A 17,492-nucleotide genomic window follows, 5' to 3' on the forward strand; every position below is an offset into this window, starting at 1 on the left:
ATGTTGAATCTAGCTTTCTTTTCCCATTCAAATATTTCCCCTTCCGAAACATTTATATATGATTTGGTTGAAGGATTAAGCCTGTGTACTGATGTTAGTGTTAATTATGTATCGGGCAAAAGAGAAGTGTTACATACTAATCTAAAAATTAATAAATATACAACAGGCTATTCTGATAAATACCAAGTTACTGCATTGCGACTTCATAAACTTGGCCAAATAAAAGGCGCCAAAGGTGATGAATGGCAAATGCGTTTTATCCAAAGAGTGGCATTACGTCAACTAAAAAACACTATGTTACCCAATTTTGATGTGGCTTATGTGGAATATGCTACTTCGGGCGTTTTGGTGATGGATTATCTGCAACTGCAACAAATTCCTTTTGTTGTACATGTGCATGGGTACGATATAACAACTTGTTTAAATGACAAGGCCTATGTCAAAGAATTAAAACGACTGTTTGCTTTAGCTCAGGGCTTTATCGCCGCAAGTCATTATATGAAAAGACGCCTTATACTTTTAGGTTGTGATGAAAACAAAATAAAAGTAATAAGGTTGGGGGTTTCAAGTAAAGGGATAGTACCATTAAATTGGGATACTCGTAAACTGCAAAATCCATCCATAGTTTATCTTGGCAGGTTCACAGAGAAAAAGCACCCAATGGCACTACTATATGCGTTTCGTATTGTAAAAAACAAAATTCCAAATGCAACGCTAACCATGATTGGCGGAGGTCCATTAGAGAAGGAAGTTAAACAGCTAATTACTCAATTAAGTTTAGAAGAATCTGTGGCCCTTAAAGGAGTATTATCACGCGAATTTAGTTTTCCAATCTTAAACAAACATTGGATTTATGCACAACATAGCGTTACCTCTGTCAATGGTGACACTGAAGGGTTTGCTATTAGCCTGGCTGAAGCGGCACTTCATGAATTACCAGTTGTATCTACCTACCATAATGGAATTCCAGAAAACGTTATAGATGGTAAAACTGGTCTTTTGGTTAAAGAATATGATTATGAAGCAATGGCTGAAAAAATAATACTCCTCATAGAAAATCCTGATATTGCAGAAAAAATGGGTAAGGCAGGTAGAAACCATATTTTGCAATTATGTGAGCCTAAAAAACGAATTAAGGAAATAAAAGAGTTGCTTTATCAAGTTGCTAATAATAACCTCATAAAATAAAAAGCATTGCAAGCTAAAATTCTTTTAATATTCGGCACACGCCCTGAAGCCATTAAAATGGCACCTTTAGTTAAAGCTTTTGAAACAGACAACACTTTCAATTCAAAAGTCTGTGTTACTGCTCAGCACCGCGAAATGTTGGATCAGGTATTAAATATCTTTGATATTGAACCTGATTATGACTTAAACCTGATGAAAGCTGGTCAGGATTTATACGATATTACGTCTCGTGTTCTATTAAGCCTACGCGAAGTATTAAATGACTTTAAACCTGATTTGGTTTTAGTACATGGCGATACAGGCACCAGCACCGCCGCTGCCTTGGCTGCCTTTTACAAGCAGATACCGGTTGGCCACATAGAGGCAGGCTTGCGAACCAACGATATCTATTCTCCCTGGCCTGAGGAAATGAATCGTCAGTTAACCGGGCGTTTAAGTACCTTTCATTTTGCACCGACTCCCTGGTCAAAAGAAAACCTCTTAAAAGAAAATATACATGATAATGGTATTTGTGTAACCGGCAATACCGTTATTGATGCACTTAATTTGGCTTTAGATAAGATAGAGCACTCCGCACAGTTAAAACACGATATTTTGTCTTTATTGGAGGGTTATGTACCAAATATCGAAAGCAAGCTGAGGAGCAAAAAGTTGGTATTAATAACCGGGCATCGTCGTGAGAATTTTGGGGATGGCTTTGTACACATGTGTGAGGCCATTAAAGAAATTGCAACACAGCAACCCGAATCACTCATTATTTACCCAGTACATTTGAATCCCAATGTGCAAAAGCCGGTTAATGAAATACTGGGTGATATTGACAATGTGCATTTAATTCCGCCATTAGAATATCTGCCTTTTATCTATTTAATGAGCCGGTCACACTTTGTATTAACCGATAGCGGCGGCATACAAGAGGAAGCACCAGGCCTAGGCAAGCCCGTACTGGTGATGCGCGATACCACCGAACGCCCTGAAGCTGTGGAAGCCGGCACAGTGAAATTGGTAGGTACCAATAAGGATCTGATCATCAAAGAATCATTAGCGCTTTTAAATAAGCAAGAGGTCTATAATCAAATGTCAAAGGCACATAACCCTTATGGCGATGGTGAGGCCTGTGAACGGATAATTAAGTTTTTGAAAGAGAGGTTGTAGTTTTCAATCCCCCGACATAAAATAATCTTTTCAAAACTAAATAACCTACCCCCTTTTCTAAGGGGGATATTTAACTTTATTCTAGTCCAGTATATTGATTTTGATATATAATACTAATAGTTTCTGGAGGAAGTAAGTGCTTTCCCCCTTCCCGAAGTGTCGGGACACGTGGAGAAGGGGGTGTCAAAAAATCATTCAAATAATACATAAGTATTTGGGGGATTGAAAAATAAAAGATTCACATTACAACAATAAGCTAAAGAATTTTGCGAGTGAACTACGTAATGATTCAACCGATGGTGAAATTATTTTATGGAAAGAGGCACTTAGAGCTCGTAAAATGTATGGCTACCAGTTTAATCGCCAGTTTGCAATTGATAACTACATAGTTGATTTTGTATGTCGTAAATTGAGACTTATCATCGAGGTTGATGGTTATTCACATCAGTTTAAGACAGAAAAAGATAAGCTTAGAGATAATAAGTTAGAGCAACTAGGATATCAAGTCCTACGAATTGATGAATATGATATTAAAAAAGACCTGAATAATGTTATTAGGTTTATTGAAACAATTGTTGCTGAACTTGAGGAGAAATATAATCTCAGTAGTAATAATCTTGAACGATAATTAAAATAGGTTTTTCCCCTTTGGAGAAAGGGGCTCTTATAAAAGCAATTGATAATTTATACCCGATTGGGGAATTGAATAATACAACATGCAAACACCAAAAGTATCAATCATAGGCATGGGCTATATTGGCCTGCCAACAGCCGCATTAATAGCCAATAAACAAATTGAAGTTAATGGTTATGACATTAACCCACATGTGGTAGAAACCATCAACAAGGGAGAAATACACATTATTGAACCTGGTCTGCAAGAGATGGTTCAAGAAGGTGTTAAAGACGGCTTTTTAAAGGCTAGCAGCCAATTACAAGAGGCAGATGTATACTTGATAGTGGTGCCCACCCCATTTAAAGGCAATAATGAACCTGATATTTCCTTTGTGGAAGCTGCCACACGCAATGTACTTCCCTTATTAAAGGAAGGTGATTTATTTATCATTGAATCCACTTCACCAGTGTTGACCACGGAGAAAATGGGACAACTCATTGTTAGTGAAAGACCTGAATTAAGTGATAAAATACACATTGCCTATTGTCCCGAACGTGTGCTGCCAGGCAAAGCATTGGAAGAAATGGTGGTGAATGATAGAGCCATTGGCGGTGTTGATGAAAAATCCACTCAAAAGGCATGTGAATTTTACAGTTTGTTTGTAAATGGTGCATTACACCGAACCAATGCCCGTACGGCTGAGATGTGTAAGCTGGTGGAAAACTCCTCGCGTGATGTACAGATTGCCTTTGCCAATGAGTTGTCCATTATATGTGATAAAGCCGGTATTAATGTGTGGGAATTAATAGAATTAGCCAATAAGCACCCACGTGTTAACATTCTACAACCCGGATGTGGTGTTGGTGGTCACTGCATTGCTGTTGATCCCTGGTTTATCGTAAGCGACTACCCCGAGCAGGCACATGTGATTCGCCAGGCACGAGAGATTAACGATTACAAAGCCGATTGGTGTGTGGAGAAAACCTTAAAAACAGCATTGGAGTTTGAAGTGAAACATGGCCGTCAGCCAGTTATTGCCTGTATGGGATTGGCTTTTAAACCAGATATTGACGATTTACGAGAGTCGCCAGCTAAATACATTACTTCGAAAATTGTAGCTGAGGCACGTGGCGAAGTACTAGTTGTAGAACCACATATTCATGAACATGCCAGCTTTAGTTTGACAGAGCAAAAAGATGCTCTAGTACAGGCAGATATGATCGTTTGGTTGGTACGTCATACTGATTTTCTTGATACAACTACAGATAAGCTTGAATTGGATTTTTGTGGAATATATAGATAACTGCAAATGAATATTCTTTTTATTGCATATCAGTTTCCCCCTCTAAATGTTGGCGGAAGTCATAGACCTTTAATGTTTGCTAAATATTTACCAGAATACGGAATCACTCCTACTATTATTACACTAGATCAGAGAGATTATTCGGTAGTATATACAAAGGTAAATAGAGACAATAATCAATTGAAAGAACTTTCTGACGATACTCATATTTGTCAAGTGAAATCAGACAATCTTATCAGAAAAAGAAGTAATCGTTTTATATCAAGGTTTCCTGAATTTTTTAATGAAGCATATTACTGGCGCAAAGATTTCTACAAAAAAATTTCAATCTTAGTTAGTAAAAAGAAATATGATGCAATTTTTGTTACGGCGCCTCCCTTTAGCATACTTAAGTTGGCAAAAAAAACCTCAAAAAAATTTGATGTACCATTAATAGTAGATCTAAGAGATCATTGGTCTTTATGGATGACAACACCATATAAAAGTTACCTTCATTATTTATTAGTAAAAAACTCAGAAAAGAGGGTGTTACAAGCTGCTGAATCAATTATTACAACATCACTTGTAACACAATCAGATTTAATTAAACATCATCCTTCAATACGTAAGAGCAAATTCAATTATATACCCAATGGCTTTGATAATCAAATTTTAGAAAATGAAAAAATAGTATTTAATACTAAGTATGAAATAAATATTGGGTATGTTGGTAGTTTCTATTATGATCCTGAGTCTAGAGACATGATGTTCAAAGAAACAAAAAAGAAAACTTTGCTTAAGAAATTACAATATACACCGCGCAAAGAAGATTGGTTGTATAGAAGTCCGTATTTCTTTCTAAAAACAATTAAGCAGATTATTAAAAATAATCCAGATTTTAAAAACCGAATAAAAATATCGTTTGCTGGTAAAAAAGAAAACTGGTTACTACAAATGGTTGATGATTTTGGTTTAAGCGACATAGTTAATCATGTTGGTTGGTTAGATAAACAGCAAAGTGTTGAATTTCAGAAGAAATGTGACTTTTTGTTATTAACGTCTTCAAAAGTAATTAATGGAAAAGATTACTCTATCGCAGGTAAAACTTTTGAATATTTAAAACTTCTTAAACCAGTTCTCGGGTTTGTTACTAATAGTGCACAGAAGGATCTTCTTGAACAATTAGGTAATAGTCTATTATTAGATCCTGACGACCACATTGAATCATCTAAAAAACTAGAACAAGTTTTTAATCAGAATACTGAATTTATTTTAAATAAGAAATTTGCTAAACAGTTCGAAAGAAAGAAACAAACTCAGCAGCTAGCTCAAATAATAAAAAGCTGTAATAAAAGGTATCACTAGTTGGATGAATATATTTATAAACGGAAATTCATTAAAAGCGTTTACTTCTGGCACTCCACAACGGGGGCTAATAAAAGCATTGTGTTTATTACGCAGTGATGATAAATTCACTGTTTTTGTAAGTATGGATGCGGAAGCATTACAGCTTTCAGATTATTGGAATTCGCTAAGAAATATTAATAATGTTAATATTGTGAGTAATTTGAGTTCACAAAGAAATATTAATATCAAAAAGCTATTTGGAATCAAAAACTATCAATCTTGGCCCAAAGGATTTGATTTTTATTTGAGCCCAGGAATGCCAGAATACTTTAACAAAAAACAACAACCCAGTATTTCTACTGTTGCAGATTTATCAAGCATTAATGCTCCAGAAACAAGTAGTCTAAAATGGCATGGTAATCGTATCTTCAAAAATACTCTCAAATGGTGTATGAAGAGCAATTCGATGATAGGTGCTATATCAAACTTTACCAGAGATGAGTTAATTGAGAAATACCCTGCACAGAAAGAGCTATTTTTTAGCTTACATAATGGAATTGAAGATTTCTGGTTCGATGATAAATATGAAACTAATGAGCTGACAAATAATTATAAAACCCAAAACTATTGGGTATGGTGGGGTTTTGGCAGTAACCGGAAAAATTTGGGACGCTTGCTAGAAGCCTACTCAGAACTTAAAACTGAAAATCATCCACTACCCCAACTGCTATTAATTGGTGAAATAGCAGCTAACCAACTTCCCGTAAAAGATCAAATTAACAATAGTACGTGTGTTGAACTGGTTCCTTTTCAAGAGGCTTTAAGTCTAAAAGAGTTGGTACGTAATAGTAAAGGCTTGCTGTTTCCCTCCTTATACGAAGGCTTTGGTTTACCAATCATTGAAACCTATTCACAAGGCCGCCCGGTATTATATGGTAACTGTACATCCATGCCTGAGGTTGCATCTGAATATGGTATACCTGTTGATTCCTTAGATGTTAAATCGATAAAAACGGGCCTTTTAAAAATGAGCCAATTCGAAATATCTAAAGAATACGAGGAACTGGTAAAAAAGTATGCTTCACAATTTACCTATCAAAACGCAGCGCAACAGCTTTCTAAACTTATAGATCAACTTAGCACACAATAAATGCAATTATCCGTCATTATACCGACACTAGGTCGAAAAGAAGAAGTTTATAATACCTTATTCGATTTGGGCAAGCAAAATTTGGATCATCATATCTGGGAGTGTTTATTGATTGCTCAATCTGATACTGATTTAGATCGATTAAAAACAATTGCTACTCAACATCAAATAAACTTAAGAGTTTTTTATTCTAAAGCGCCCAATGCCAGTTTAGCACGCAATATTGGGCTATTGGAGGCAAAAGGTGAGATTGTTCTTTTTTTGGATGATGATTTGATAATTGAAAGCCAGGACTTTCTAGAAAGTCACCTTAAAAATTACGATGACAATGCATTACCAGGTGTTTATGGTCAGATTAAAGATCCTGGCATAGCATTACGCACATCACGGCATAAAAAAAGTTACCACCCCCGGGTGGGTTGGCTTTTTTTTCCACCCAACTTTAATACTAAATGTAAAGTTATTAATGGAACATCCTGTAATCTATCTGTTCGTCGCTCTTTTGCATTCGCTGTTGGCGGAATGGATTATAATTTTGGGAAAGGCGCTCACCGGGAAGAAAGTGATTTTTGTTTGCGTTTAACTAAAAAATATGGTTCACTTATTTTTGATTCCCAAGCAGGTGTAATTCACTTAGGTGCAGCTGCCGGAGGGTGTCGCAATTGGGGCAAGAACGAAGGCATTCACCCTATTCATCATGTTTTTGGTGAGTGGTATTTTATACTTAGGGGACTGTTTAAGCATCATACTATTAAATGGTATGACTTACATTACCATCTTGGAGTACTTTTCTTGCGCCAAATATGGAATAAAGCAAATAGGCAACACCCAATAGTTATACCTAAAGCAATTAGTAGAAGTGTTAAAGGTTTTTTCATGGCAATAGGTAAACTTAATTATCAACAAAAGCACTTATTGCCTGAAGCTTATAATTACAAGATACTCTTGGAATATGCCATTTGAACAAATATCTAAACTAGGTCTTTGGGTGTTTTTATTCTTGGGTTTCTATTTTTACCAGAAGAATAAGTTCTACTCTTTATTTGTATTATTACTTATTTCATTTGGCTTAAATGCTTTTACCGCTTTAGCTGGTACACTTTGGTTCCCATACAAAGTGGTCATGTTTGCAACAAGCCTTTTCGCATTTAAGTATAGTAATAAGTATAACAAATCCACCATCCTTAAACCATATTATTTATTAATAGTACTTTCCTCTACGGTGGCATGGATTGCAACACCTAATGTCCCTGGAGTTACCTTTTTACAGGGGCCAATGATGCGCCCAGTTGTCCAAGCTTATACATATGTAACAATGGCCTTAATGGTGCCATTTATTACATCTGTTATTAATTCAGAGCATAGATTAAGTTGGAGCCTTAAAGCTTATTTTTTTTTAAGTGAGTTTATTATTGCTGTCGGCCTCATTCACTTTGTTTTCATTCTCCTTGGATTACCATTTTTACCAATACTTCGCCCGGGTGGAGAGGCTAGTGAGTTTGCTGCTTTTGGTCTACAAGGTACGGTGGTTAATCGCATATATGGTCTATCTGGTGAACCCAAGACACTAGCTACATTTATTTTACCATACATTTTTATTAGTTTCTACAACTATATCGAAGGAAATTATAACAAAGGAAGGATATTTCATATAACTGCATTAGTTGTTTCCTTCATAGTAATGGTTTATACCTTTTCATCAGCCATCCTAATTTCAGCTGGCATTGGTCTAATAATTATACCATATTTATTTCGGCATCGTTTTGGCTCAAAGATTTTGCAATATACTGTAATCATTAGTATTGTGGGGTATGTATTCATGCAATCTGGCGATTCATTTACTGCACATTCTAAGACAACAAGTATTGAGAATAAAGAAAGTTTAAGTATGATGGATGTTTTATATGAACGCTCCTTTGGTAGGGTTGAAAAAGAAAGTGAAGAGCGCTATGAGTCAGTTGCTCTTGATTATATGTATAACGTAGCACCAGAGTTTTTACTCACAGGTTTTGGATTAGGTATGTATAATTATCACTTACCACTACCTAAGCATGGCCGTGGTGTAGAGCCTATAGATTCTGGTTGGGTGGTCATATTAATGGATTTAGGTCTTTTGGGATTTTTATTTTTCTTTTCAATTTATAATTATATCAATAAACTTAAAAACGACAATAAATTTTATAATAATATCATCCTTAATAGTTATCTCATAGGCGGTATTGTTGGCTTTCTTACACATATTGGTAATAATGGTCTTTATCAAATATTCCTATTCCTTGGACTTTCCATGGCAGCATATAACGTAATTATAGTATCACAATCAAAAAATGGAGCCTAATTTTATCTGTATAAACGTTCACTATTCAGATGGTCATTATCTTGAGTCTATTGAGTTGTCGGGAGTTTTATGAGGAAACCGGTATGCGGGAAGCGGTATGAAAGAAACCGGTATGACGGGAAATCGGTATGAAAGAAACCGGTATGACGGGAACACGGTATGTTGGTATTCGGATATGATGGTACTAAGGAATTATACCGGTACACCGGCAAACCGAAACACCATCAAACCGTCATATTGCAACACCGATTACTGATTACCTCAAACCAAAAAAAAACGATATACCATCACACCAATGTTTTTCTGAAACACCTTAAACCGAATAACGGTACACTACAAACCGATTACTATGGGAAATTTCAAAGAATTAAAAGTTTGGCAAGAGGCAAAAGACCTTTCTGTTTCAGTCTATCGATTAACAAGTGATGGTAAATTAGCTGCTGACTATGGTTTAAAAGATCAAATGCAAAGATCTGCTGTTTCTGTACCGTCAAATATTGCAGAAGGTGATGAGTTGGATACCAACAAACAAGCAGTACGTCATTTTTATATTGCTAAAGGATCTTGTGCAGAATTAGAAACACAGTTAATCATCGCCTATGAAATTGACTATATTGGAAAAGAAGTACTAGATACCCTTTCTGATAAATGCCAAAAGATATCAGCCATGCTTAGAAAACTAATTAATGCAAGAAGTAGTTAGTACGGTATGTAGTTTACGGCTAATCGGTATGCGGTAAAAAACCGTCAAACCATAATACCGTCAAACCCCACACCGACAAACCGTCACACCACAAACCGATTTACAATCACACCGACATACCATCATACCCCAAACCCACATACCATTCATCCGTCAAACCGCAAACCGTTTTTTTACCATGAAAATATTATTCCTATACACTGAATTAGCTGGCTACGTCATGAGTTGCTTTGGTGCCTTAGCTGCTAAAAATGTAGAAGTCCATGTTGTACGCTGGCCGGTCAATAAAGAAGCACCCTTTGAGTTTGATATACCCGAGGGTGTGACTATTTATGACAGAACAAACTATACAAATGATGGCTTGCTTGAATTGGTTAAAGAAATTAACCCAGATAAGATCATCACGAGTGGCTGGATTGATAAGGGCTATTTAAAAGTATGCCGTCAATTTAAAGGTAAGATACCAACGGTATTAACGCTTGACAACCACTGGTTTGGTAATACCAAACAGCAGCTTATGCGTTTATTAGCGCCTTTTTATATCAAACGTCACTTTTCGCATGCCTGGGTACCGGGTGAGCCACAGGCTGTTTATGCACGTAAACTTGGTTTTGGTAATAATATACATACTGGTTTTTATAGTGCGGACACCAATCATTTCAAAGATATATTTGCAACAAAACAACGCAGCACTGACTTACCCAAACGCTTTATATATGTGGGTCGTTATATCCCTGCAAAAGGCTTAGACTTACTGTTTGATGCCTTTATTGAGATTCAGAATGAACAAGTTAGTGAATGGGAATTGTGGTGCTTGGGAGCAGGTGAACTTTACGACCAGCGCCCACTTCATCCTCAAATAAAACACCATGGTTTTGTGCAACCAGCTCAAATGAACTCATTATTGAATGAGACCGGTGTTTTTGTTTTGCCCAGCCGCTTTGAGCCTTGGGGGGTGGTGGTGCATGAGATGGCCGTGGCTGGCTTTCCCATGATATGCTCTTCTGCTATTGGATCGGTAAGCGACTTTCTGAAAGATGGTAAGAACGGTTATATTTTTGAAAATGAAAGTAAAGAAAGCCTTAAGCAGGCACTACGCAAAATAATGGAACTGGATCAGAAGCAACTCCAACAAATGAGTAGTGCTTCACACCAATTAGGACTGCAACATACACCTGAAAAATGGGCGGAGACAGTAATTGGGATTTAAGGTCATTAGTTTAATGGCAGCGTAAATGAGTAGTCGTTATAAGTTAAACATACTGTGTTTTTAAAATAGGTTTTACTCATAAGAAACGAGCCATGAGAACAGTTTCTCACACAGGAGCATGATTAATTTTGGCGAGTTCCATGTGGCAATTAAAAACAAAATATAAACACATGAAAACCTATCTATATGAATGCCGTGCTGTTCGGTTCATCAGCCATTGCAATATAGTGGGGAGCTTAAATACGAATTGTCAATCATTCCCCTCCCTAAATTTAGGCGGGGTGGTATTACTATATTAAAACCACCTCCCCTCGCCAAAGACGAGGTACTCCTCCTTAGAAAGGAGGAGAGCTGATTGCCGGCATGTAAAATGTTTTACCAATGATCAACCCTACAACCTAAGACCCATTGACCTAACGACCCAATCCCAACCCCTACAAACTAAAAAATCATGTGTGGAATAAACGGAATATTTTCTCATAATAAACAAACCTACATACCTCAAGTAGAATTGATGAACAAGGCCATGGAGCATCGTGGCCCCGATGATCATGGGATACACAGCGCCGACCATATCACCTTAGGGCATCAGCGCCTTTCAATTATTGATTTATCAGATGCTGGCCATCAACCGATGCATTCAGCCGATGCGCAGCTAACGATTGTCTTCAATGGTGAGATATATAATTTTGCCGAGATTAGGAAAGAGCTGAACTATCCTTTTCAATCACATAGTGATACCGAAGTTATATTGGCTGCCTGGCAGCAATGGGGTATTAAATGTTTAGATAGGTTTAATGGCATGTTTGCCTTTGCCGTTTGGGATCACACAAAAAATGAATTAACAGTTGTAAGAGACCGTTTGGGTATCAAGCCTTTGTATTATCACTACGACGGTCAACAATTGGTTTTCTCGTCCGAGATCAGGTCTTTGTTAGCCAGTGAGTTGATTGACCGTCAGATTGATACGGAAGGCCTCAATGATTACTTGCGTTACCAAACCGTGCAGGCTCCCAATACCATCTTAAAAGATGTATGGATGCTTGAACCTGGTTCGTACATGATCATTTCACAAGGTAATACTGAACTTAAAAAAGACAGATGGTGGCACATTGATCACTGTCAAACAGAGGTGCCGGATAGCTACGAAGACTTAAAAGAAGAGGTGCGCCATCGTTTTTATCAGTCGGTGCAACGCCGCTTAGTAGCCGATGTACCTTTTGGAGCGTTCCTATCAGGAGGTATTGATTCCAGTGCTGTGGTGGGTGCCATGGCACACAGCTCCAACAGACAGGTGAAGACTTTTAATATTTCATTTGCCGAAAAAGAATTTAGCGAAGCTAAGTATGCAGCTCATATTGCTCAAATTCACCAGACGGATCATACCGAGATAAATTTAAGTCCCAATGATTTTCTGAATGAGCTGCCCAATGCACTCAATGCCATTGACCACCCATCAGGCGATGGTCCCAACACCTGGATGGTATCAAAGGTAACACGTGAAGCAGGTGTCACCATGGCTTTATCAGGCTTAGGTGGTGATGAGCTGTTTGCAGGTTACGCTATTTTTAACCGCATGGCAAAGCTGGATAAGAACCAAAGTCTTTGGAAACTACCCAAGAGTCTGCGACAATTAATGGGTGCTGGACTGCAAAAGGTAAAACCAGGTGTTGCTTCTGATAAGGTTAAGGCTATACTGAGTCAGACCAACTATGATTTTACGTCGCAATACGCTATTTCACGTCAGGTTTTGTTGGATAACAGAGTGGGTGAACTGTTATCATCAGACATTTCAGGTCACCACCTTCCTGTGACTTTATTAAACCAGTTTAACCTTGGTGACAAGTCTTTACTCACTAAAGTATCCATCTCCGAGATAAGCACTTACATGCAAAATGTACTTCTGCGCGATAGCGACCAGATGAGTATGGCCCATGCCTTGGAAGTACGTGTTCCCTTTCTTGATCATGAGCTGGTAGAGTTGTTGCTGTCAGTGCCTGATGCCATGAAGTACCCGCATACACCTAAAAAGCTGTTGGTAGACTCCTTGTCTGACCTCTTACCTGATTACATAGTTAATAGACCCAAGATGGGTTTTGTATTCCCATGGAGTGAATGGCTGAAAAAGGATCTCTTTGAATTAGCTGATCACCATATTAAACAGTTGGCATTGCGCCCTTATTTCAATGCGGCAGCAGTTACAAACTTATGGGCCAAATTCAACAGCGGCGACCCATCGCTTACCTACTCACGCATATGGCCTCTTGTAGTCTTGAACCACTGGATGGAAACCAATCGGATATCATAAAGTAATTAGATAAATAGGTCAATAGTTCATATCAAATTTACTATTGGCCTATGGTTCTATTAACCTAAAACCTATCTCCTACCGCCCTAAGGCCTATGCTACCGACCTAATAGTCTCCGATACTGCTCTTTTAACTTACTATTATTCACAAAGCCCTCTGCACGCTTTCGAGCTCCCTTGCACCACTCATTAAACTCTGGCTGCTCCATCTCCACAAGGGCACTTAGCACCTGACACCAGGCACTACCCCCGGACTTCGAGCTTCGAGCTTCGGACATACTACTCTCTTCTCTCCTCTCACCATGTTCATCATTGGACTTCGGACTTCGAGCAATGGACTCCAAAGAAATATCCCACCCACACTTATCTTTCTCCAACTCTCTCCACGGCGTTTGATCACTAATCAATACCGGTCGTCCCGCACTCAGGCTTTCCAGTATCACATGCCCAAAATTCTCCCCACGTGTAGGCATGTATAAAGCATGGTAATCTTGTATGGTCGTACCCACCAGGTCAGCCTCCACTGTTCCTTTGTGCTCTACCCTAATATTCTCAGGTAATTGATCCATAACAGCCTTACATTGCTGCCAGTATTCTTCGTTATAGATTTGTCCGTACAGGTCAAAGCTAATTGTACCCTTAAAGGCTTCTAACTCCGCCAATCGCTCCAAAGCAAACAAGGTATTCTTCTCCGGCGCTATACGTGCCAGGCTCACCAGCTTTAATTGACCTGGCTCCTTTTCTATTGTTTTAGTTGACGGTAAGTTCCTTTTCGGCAGGTTATCCGCTATTGATACATTTGATCTAGCACCTAAGACCTCTTTGATATCATTCTCTTCTTTTGTGTTAGTGGCATGAAACACCACCTTTTTATACAGTCCGGCCAGCTTCGCCAACTTTAGAAACAGACGTTTCTTCCCTCCTTTTACATCAATGGCACTGGGAGCCAGCATGCCCCTGCTTGCCACAATCACTTTTTGATTCTTCAATGCTTTAGCAATCATCAATGGCAGTATGGAGAATTTCCACGAGTACACACCGTTGATATAGATCACCTCAGGAGCGACCTCACTAATTAGCTGCTTAAAAGAGTGCTTGTTTTGATGGGCCACATCAGAATAAAACACTTTTACTCCCTCCACGTACTCTTCCCAACAGTTACTTTTTACCGTATCGTAAGGTGTCGTCTCGGTGTAATCGGTATTCCGTGTCACAATATAAAACTCATACTCCTCCTTTAGATACTCCACCATATTGGCCATGGAGCGCACCGGCCCCCCGGCTTTATAACCTGGTAAAAACCAATCGATAAATATTAGTATTCTAGTTTTTTGCATCTTGATATTTAACGAACTACAATATTACTTTATGCTTACTTTTAATGTTACAATGCCGATAGATAAATAACAATAGTTAAGGAGTTGAAAACGAACTTAACTATTAGTTCATTTACTAATCGGTATGAGGATCTTTTGTTTTTGCATGGTGTTGAGTGTTTGTGCGAAAGTAATAAAAGAAACGGATATAAAACAGTTTAACACAGAGACGCTGAGGCGCAGTTTTTTTACTTCCTAAGCATCTTCGAGATGCTAAGGAAGTTATACCTACGTGTTCTCCTTTAACTCTGTGCCTAACCCTTTCTTTGCCTTTTTTTCGGTGCATGGTTCTATTGTATAGGTATTAAATTGTGTATTTGCACCGATTTTATGCCCGTAACGTAACCCGGGGTGGCGTTGCCCTTACCCCGGGCTATTGATGTGGCAGGCCGCTGGCCAGCTAGTTACAGCTTGCTTACACCACCTCCCCACTCCTTACTCACCTCTTTTTCCCTCAACGTAAATCCAATTCCATAGGAATAAATCAGTGTTAATCTGCGTAATCTGCAGTTCACCATGTTCTTACTTTCTTAGTGTGGCTTTATCCCCTTCAGGGGACAGTTTGTACCAGATATTTGATTTGTGCAGTTTCAGGGGTGTTAACAAGTATATACCACCTCCCCACTTCTTTGTCGTGGTACTCCTCCTAAAAATAAGGAGGAGAGCTGATTGGCAGCTTGGTGTAGTCTAAATTAATTTATAATCTCATTCTTTCCTATTGGTAGCTTGACTTAGGCCTGTAAGGCCGATATATATGAGGGTAGGTCGTAGGCCTACCCCACACCATACAATAAATTAGCTCTGAAGGAGCGGCACGTAATGGATTATCACCTGTTCCGGTGCATGGCATTGCAGTATAGATGATACGGCCTATATTTGCACCTTTTTTTAATGCCCGTAACGTAACCCGGGGTGGCGTTACCCTTACCCCGGGCTATTGATGTGGCAGGCCGCTGGCCAGCTAAGTGCAGCTTGCTTATACCACCTCCCCACTCCTTTGTTACGCTTATTTGGTATAACAAAAGTGTATACTTGATTAATATACTATAATAGCATATCTTTGTGATGTAAACTATATATTATGAAAACTGTATCACTTAAAATAGACGATTCAATTTTTGGCGAGACGGAGAAGATACTTGCCCGGATTAAAAAACCAAGAAACAGGTACATTAATGAAGCACTTGAGTACTATAATAAAATTCAACGCCAACAAATTCTTGAAAAAAAACTGAAGAAGGAATCAGCTTTAGTTAAAGCAGAGTCGATGTACGTACTTAATGATTTTGAGGAGATGGATTATGGCGATTAAACAATTTGAGATTTGGATTGCCGACTTAAATCCACAGTTAGGAACTGAACCGGGTAAAACCAGACCCGTATTGGTCATTCAAACAAATTTGCTCAATAAAGTTCCCCACCCTTCTACAATTATATGTCCGCTTACAACCAACATTAAAACAGAATCTGACATATTAAGAGTTCACTTAACTAAAGGGACAGCTAATTTGTATCAGGATTGCGATGTAATGATTGAACAAATGAGGGCTATAGACAATAAAAGGTTGACTAAAAGGGTAGGTATTTTATCTGACGAATTGATTGAATTGGTTCAGGAAAATATTAAAATAGTGCTCGACCTTGAGTAATACCTATGTGACAAATACCACCTCCCTGCTCCTTCGTCGCAGTAATCCTCCTAAAATTCAGGAGGAGAGCTGATTTGCAGCTTGGTGTAATTCGTATTAATTTGAAATAGAAAATCATATTATCTTCTGTTTGTAGACTAATTAAGGCCTGTAAGGCCGATATATATAAGGGTAGGTCGCAGGCCTACCCCACACCATACAATAAATTAGCTCTGAAGGAGCGGCATGTGGTGGTTAGTCACCTGTTCAGGTGCATGGCATTATGGTATAGGTACGCCCACCAGTATTTGCACCAGTTTGATTGGCGTGGTGTTTAACCTGGGGCTACACCCCAGGCTATTTACGTTTCAGGCCTTTGGCCTTTGATTGACAGCTTGGTGTAATTTGCATTAATTTGTAATTAAAAATCATAATATCTTCTGTTTGTAGACTAATTAAGGCCTGTAAGGCCGATATGTATAAAGGTAGGTCGTAGGCCTACCCCACATCATACCATAAATTAGCTCTGAAGGAGCGGCACGTAATGGATTATCACCTGTTCCGGTGCATGGCATTGCAGTATAGATGATACGGCCTATATTTGCACCGATTTTATGCCCGTAACGTAACCCGGGGTGGCGTTGCCCTTACCCCGGGCTATTGATGTGGCAGGCCGCTGGCCAGCTAAGTGCAGCTTGCTAATACCACCTCCCCATTCCTATGTCGTGGTACTCTGTTAAGCGTAGCGTCTCGCTACGTTTTTCACCTAGCAGATTTGTTTAGCAGCTTGCCTCACCACTCCTTACTCACCTCTTTTTCCATCAGCGTAAATCCAATTCCGCAGGAATAAATCAGAATTAATCTTCGTCATCTGCGGTTCAACATGCACCATGTTCTTCCAATTTTAATGTTCGTATTTCCTCCAGGAGACAATTAGTACCAGGTAGTTGATTAGAATCCTTTCAGGGGTGTTAAGCACTCAAACAGTATCACCTCACTTATTCATCGCACTCCATCACAAAACTCCTTTGGGTGCCCTTGCACTTTCCATCGCTTGGGCTATGACTCTCCATCGTAGCTGCTTCGTAAGTGCTTCGTGTCCGCATCGTATCCATGTACCCGATGCAGATACGATGCAGACCCCTTGCCGATACGATAAAGCCCCATCTGACAAGCAATAAACAGCCAAAA

At 38.7% G+C, this 17,492-nt stretch carries 14 protein-coding genes; 13 read left to right on the plus strand and 1 reads right to left on the minus strand.

The window, feature by feature from the left end:
* The 11 genes from FNN09_RS11265 (at position 1) to asnB (ending at position 13,297) form a co-directional block, all read left to right on the plus strand.
* Positions 1-1,188, plus strand: a complete 1,188-nt coding sequence (locus FNN09_RS11265) for a glycosyltransferase (RefSeq protein ID WP_255434093.1) — start codon at positions 1-3, stop codon at positions 1,186-1,188.
* A gap of 6 nt (positions 1,189-1,194) precedes the next feature.
* A complete protein-coding gene (gene wecB / locus FNN09_RS11270; protein WP_255434090.1) occupies positions 1,195-2,343 on the plus strand; it encodes a non-hydrolyzing UDP-N-acetylglucosamine 2-epimerase in 1,149 nt (382 codons plus the stop codon).
* A 229-nt stretch (positions 2,344-2,572) separates the two neighbouring features.
* The gene (locus FNN09_RS11275) at positions 2,573-2,971 is read left to right on the plus strand and encodes an endonuclease domain-containing protein (RefSeq protein WP_143302460.1); all 399 of its coding nucleotides are present in this window, start codon (positions 2,573-2,575) and stop codon (positions 2,969-2,971) included.
* 88 nt (positions 2,972-3,059) lie between these two features.
* The gene (wecC, locus tag FNN09_RS11280) at positions 3,060-4,262 is read left to right on the plus strand and encodes a UDP-N-acetyl-D-mannosamine dehydrogenase (RefSeq protein ID WP_143302461.1); all 1,203 of its coding nucleotides are present in this window, start codon (positions 3,060-3,062) and stop codon (positions 4,260-4,262) included.
* A 6-nt stretch (positions 4,263-4,268) separates the two neighbouring features.
* Positions 4,269-5,606: a glycosyltransferase gene (locus FNN09_RS11285; protein ID WP_143302462.1), complete on the plus strand. Its 1,338-nt coding sequence runs from the start codon at positions 4,269-4,271 to the stop codon at positions 5,604-5,606.
* Between the two features lie 4 nt (positions 5,607-5,610).
* A complete protein-coding gene (locus tag FNN09_RS11290; protein ID WP_143302463.1) occupies positions 5,611-6,738 on the plus strand; it encodes a glycosyltransferase family 1 protein in 1,128 nt (375 codons plus the stop codon).
* A complete protein-coding gene (locus tag FNN09_RS11295; RefSeq protein ID WP_143302464.1) occupies positions 6,739-7,701 on the plus strand; it encodes a glycosyltransferase family 2 protein in 963 nt (320 codons plus the stop codon).
* On the plus strand, positions 7,691-9,076 hold the full coding sequence (locus FNN09_RS11300) for an O-antigen ligase family protein (RefSeq protein WP_143302465.1): 1,386 nt from the start codon (positions 7,691-7,693) through the stop codon (positions 9,074-9,076). The genes FNN09_RS11295 and FNN09_RS11300 overlap by 11 nt, the downstream gene beginning before the upstream one ends.
* Before the next feature lie 349 nt (positions 9,077-9,425).
* Positions 9,426-9,779, plus strand: coding sequence for a four helix bundle protein (locus FNN09_RS11305; protein ID WP_143302466.1), 354 nt, complete (start codon positions 9,426-9,428; stop codon positions 9,777-9,779).
* 178 nt (positions 9,780-9,957) lie between these two features.
* Positions 9,958-10,989 carry a glycosyltransferase family 4 protein gene (locus tag FNN09_RS11310; protein WP_143302467.1) on the plus strand — a complete coding sequence of 344 codons (1,032 nt, stop codon included), beginning with the start codon at positions 9,958-9,960 and terminating at the stop codon, positions 10,987-10,989.
* Between the two features lie 451 nt (positions 10,990-11,440).
* On the plus strand, positions 11,441-13,297 hold the full coding sequence (asnB, locus tag FNN09_RS11315) for an asparagine synthase (glutamine-hydrolyzing) (protein WP_143302468.1): 1,857 nt from the start codon (positions 11,441-11,443) through the stop codon (positions 13,295-13,297).
* A 98-nt stretch (positions 13,298-13,395) separates the two neighbouring features.
* Here the strand turns inward: asnB and FNN09_RS11320 are convergent, their stop codons facing one another.
* Positions 13,396-14,634, minus strand: coding sequence for a glycosyltransferase family 4 protein (locus tag FNN09_RS11320; protein ID WP_143302469.1), 1,239 nt, complete (start codon positions 14,632-14,634; stop codon positions 13,396-13,398).
* A gap of 1,120 nt (positions 14,635-15,754) precedes the next feature.
* Between FNN09_RS11320 and FNN09_RS11325 the strand changes: the two genes are divergently transcribed.
* On the plus strand, positions 15,755-15,985 hold the full coding sequence (locus FNN09_RS11325; RefSeq protein WP_143302470.1) for a hypothetical protein: 231 nt from the start codon (positions 15,755-15,757) through the stop codon (positions 15,983-15,985).
* Positions 15,975-16,322, plus strand: coding sequence for a type II toxin-antitoxin system PemK/MazF family toxin (locus tag FNN09_RS11330; RefSeq protein WP_143302471.1), 348 nt, complete (start codon positions 15,975-15,977; stop codon positions 16,320-16,322). Before FNN09_RS11325 ends, FNN09_RS11330 begins: the two co-directional genes overlap by 11 nt.
* Positions 16,323-17,492 lie beyond the last annotated feature (1,170 nt).

This window comes from Carboxylicivirga sp. M1479 (assembly GCF_007097485.1).
Lineage (GTDB): Bacteria > Bacteroidota > Bacteroidia > Bacteroidales > Marinilabiliaceae > Carboxylicivirga.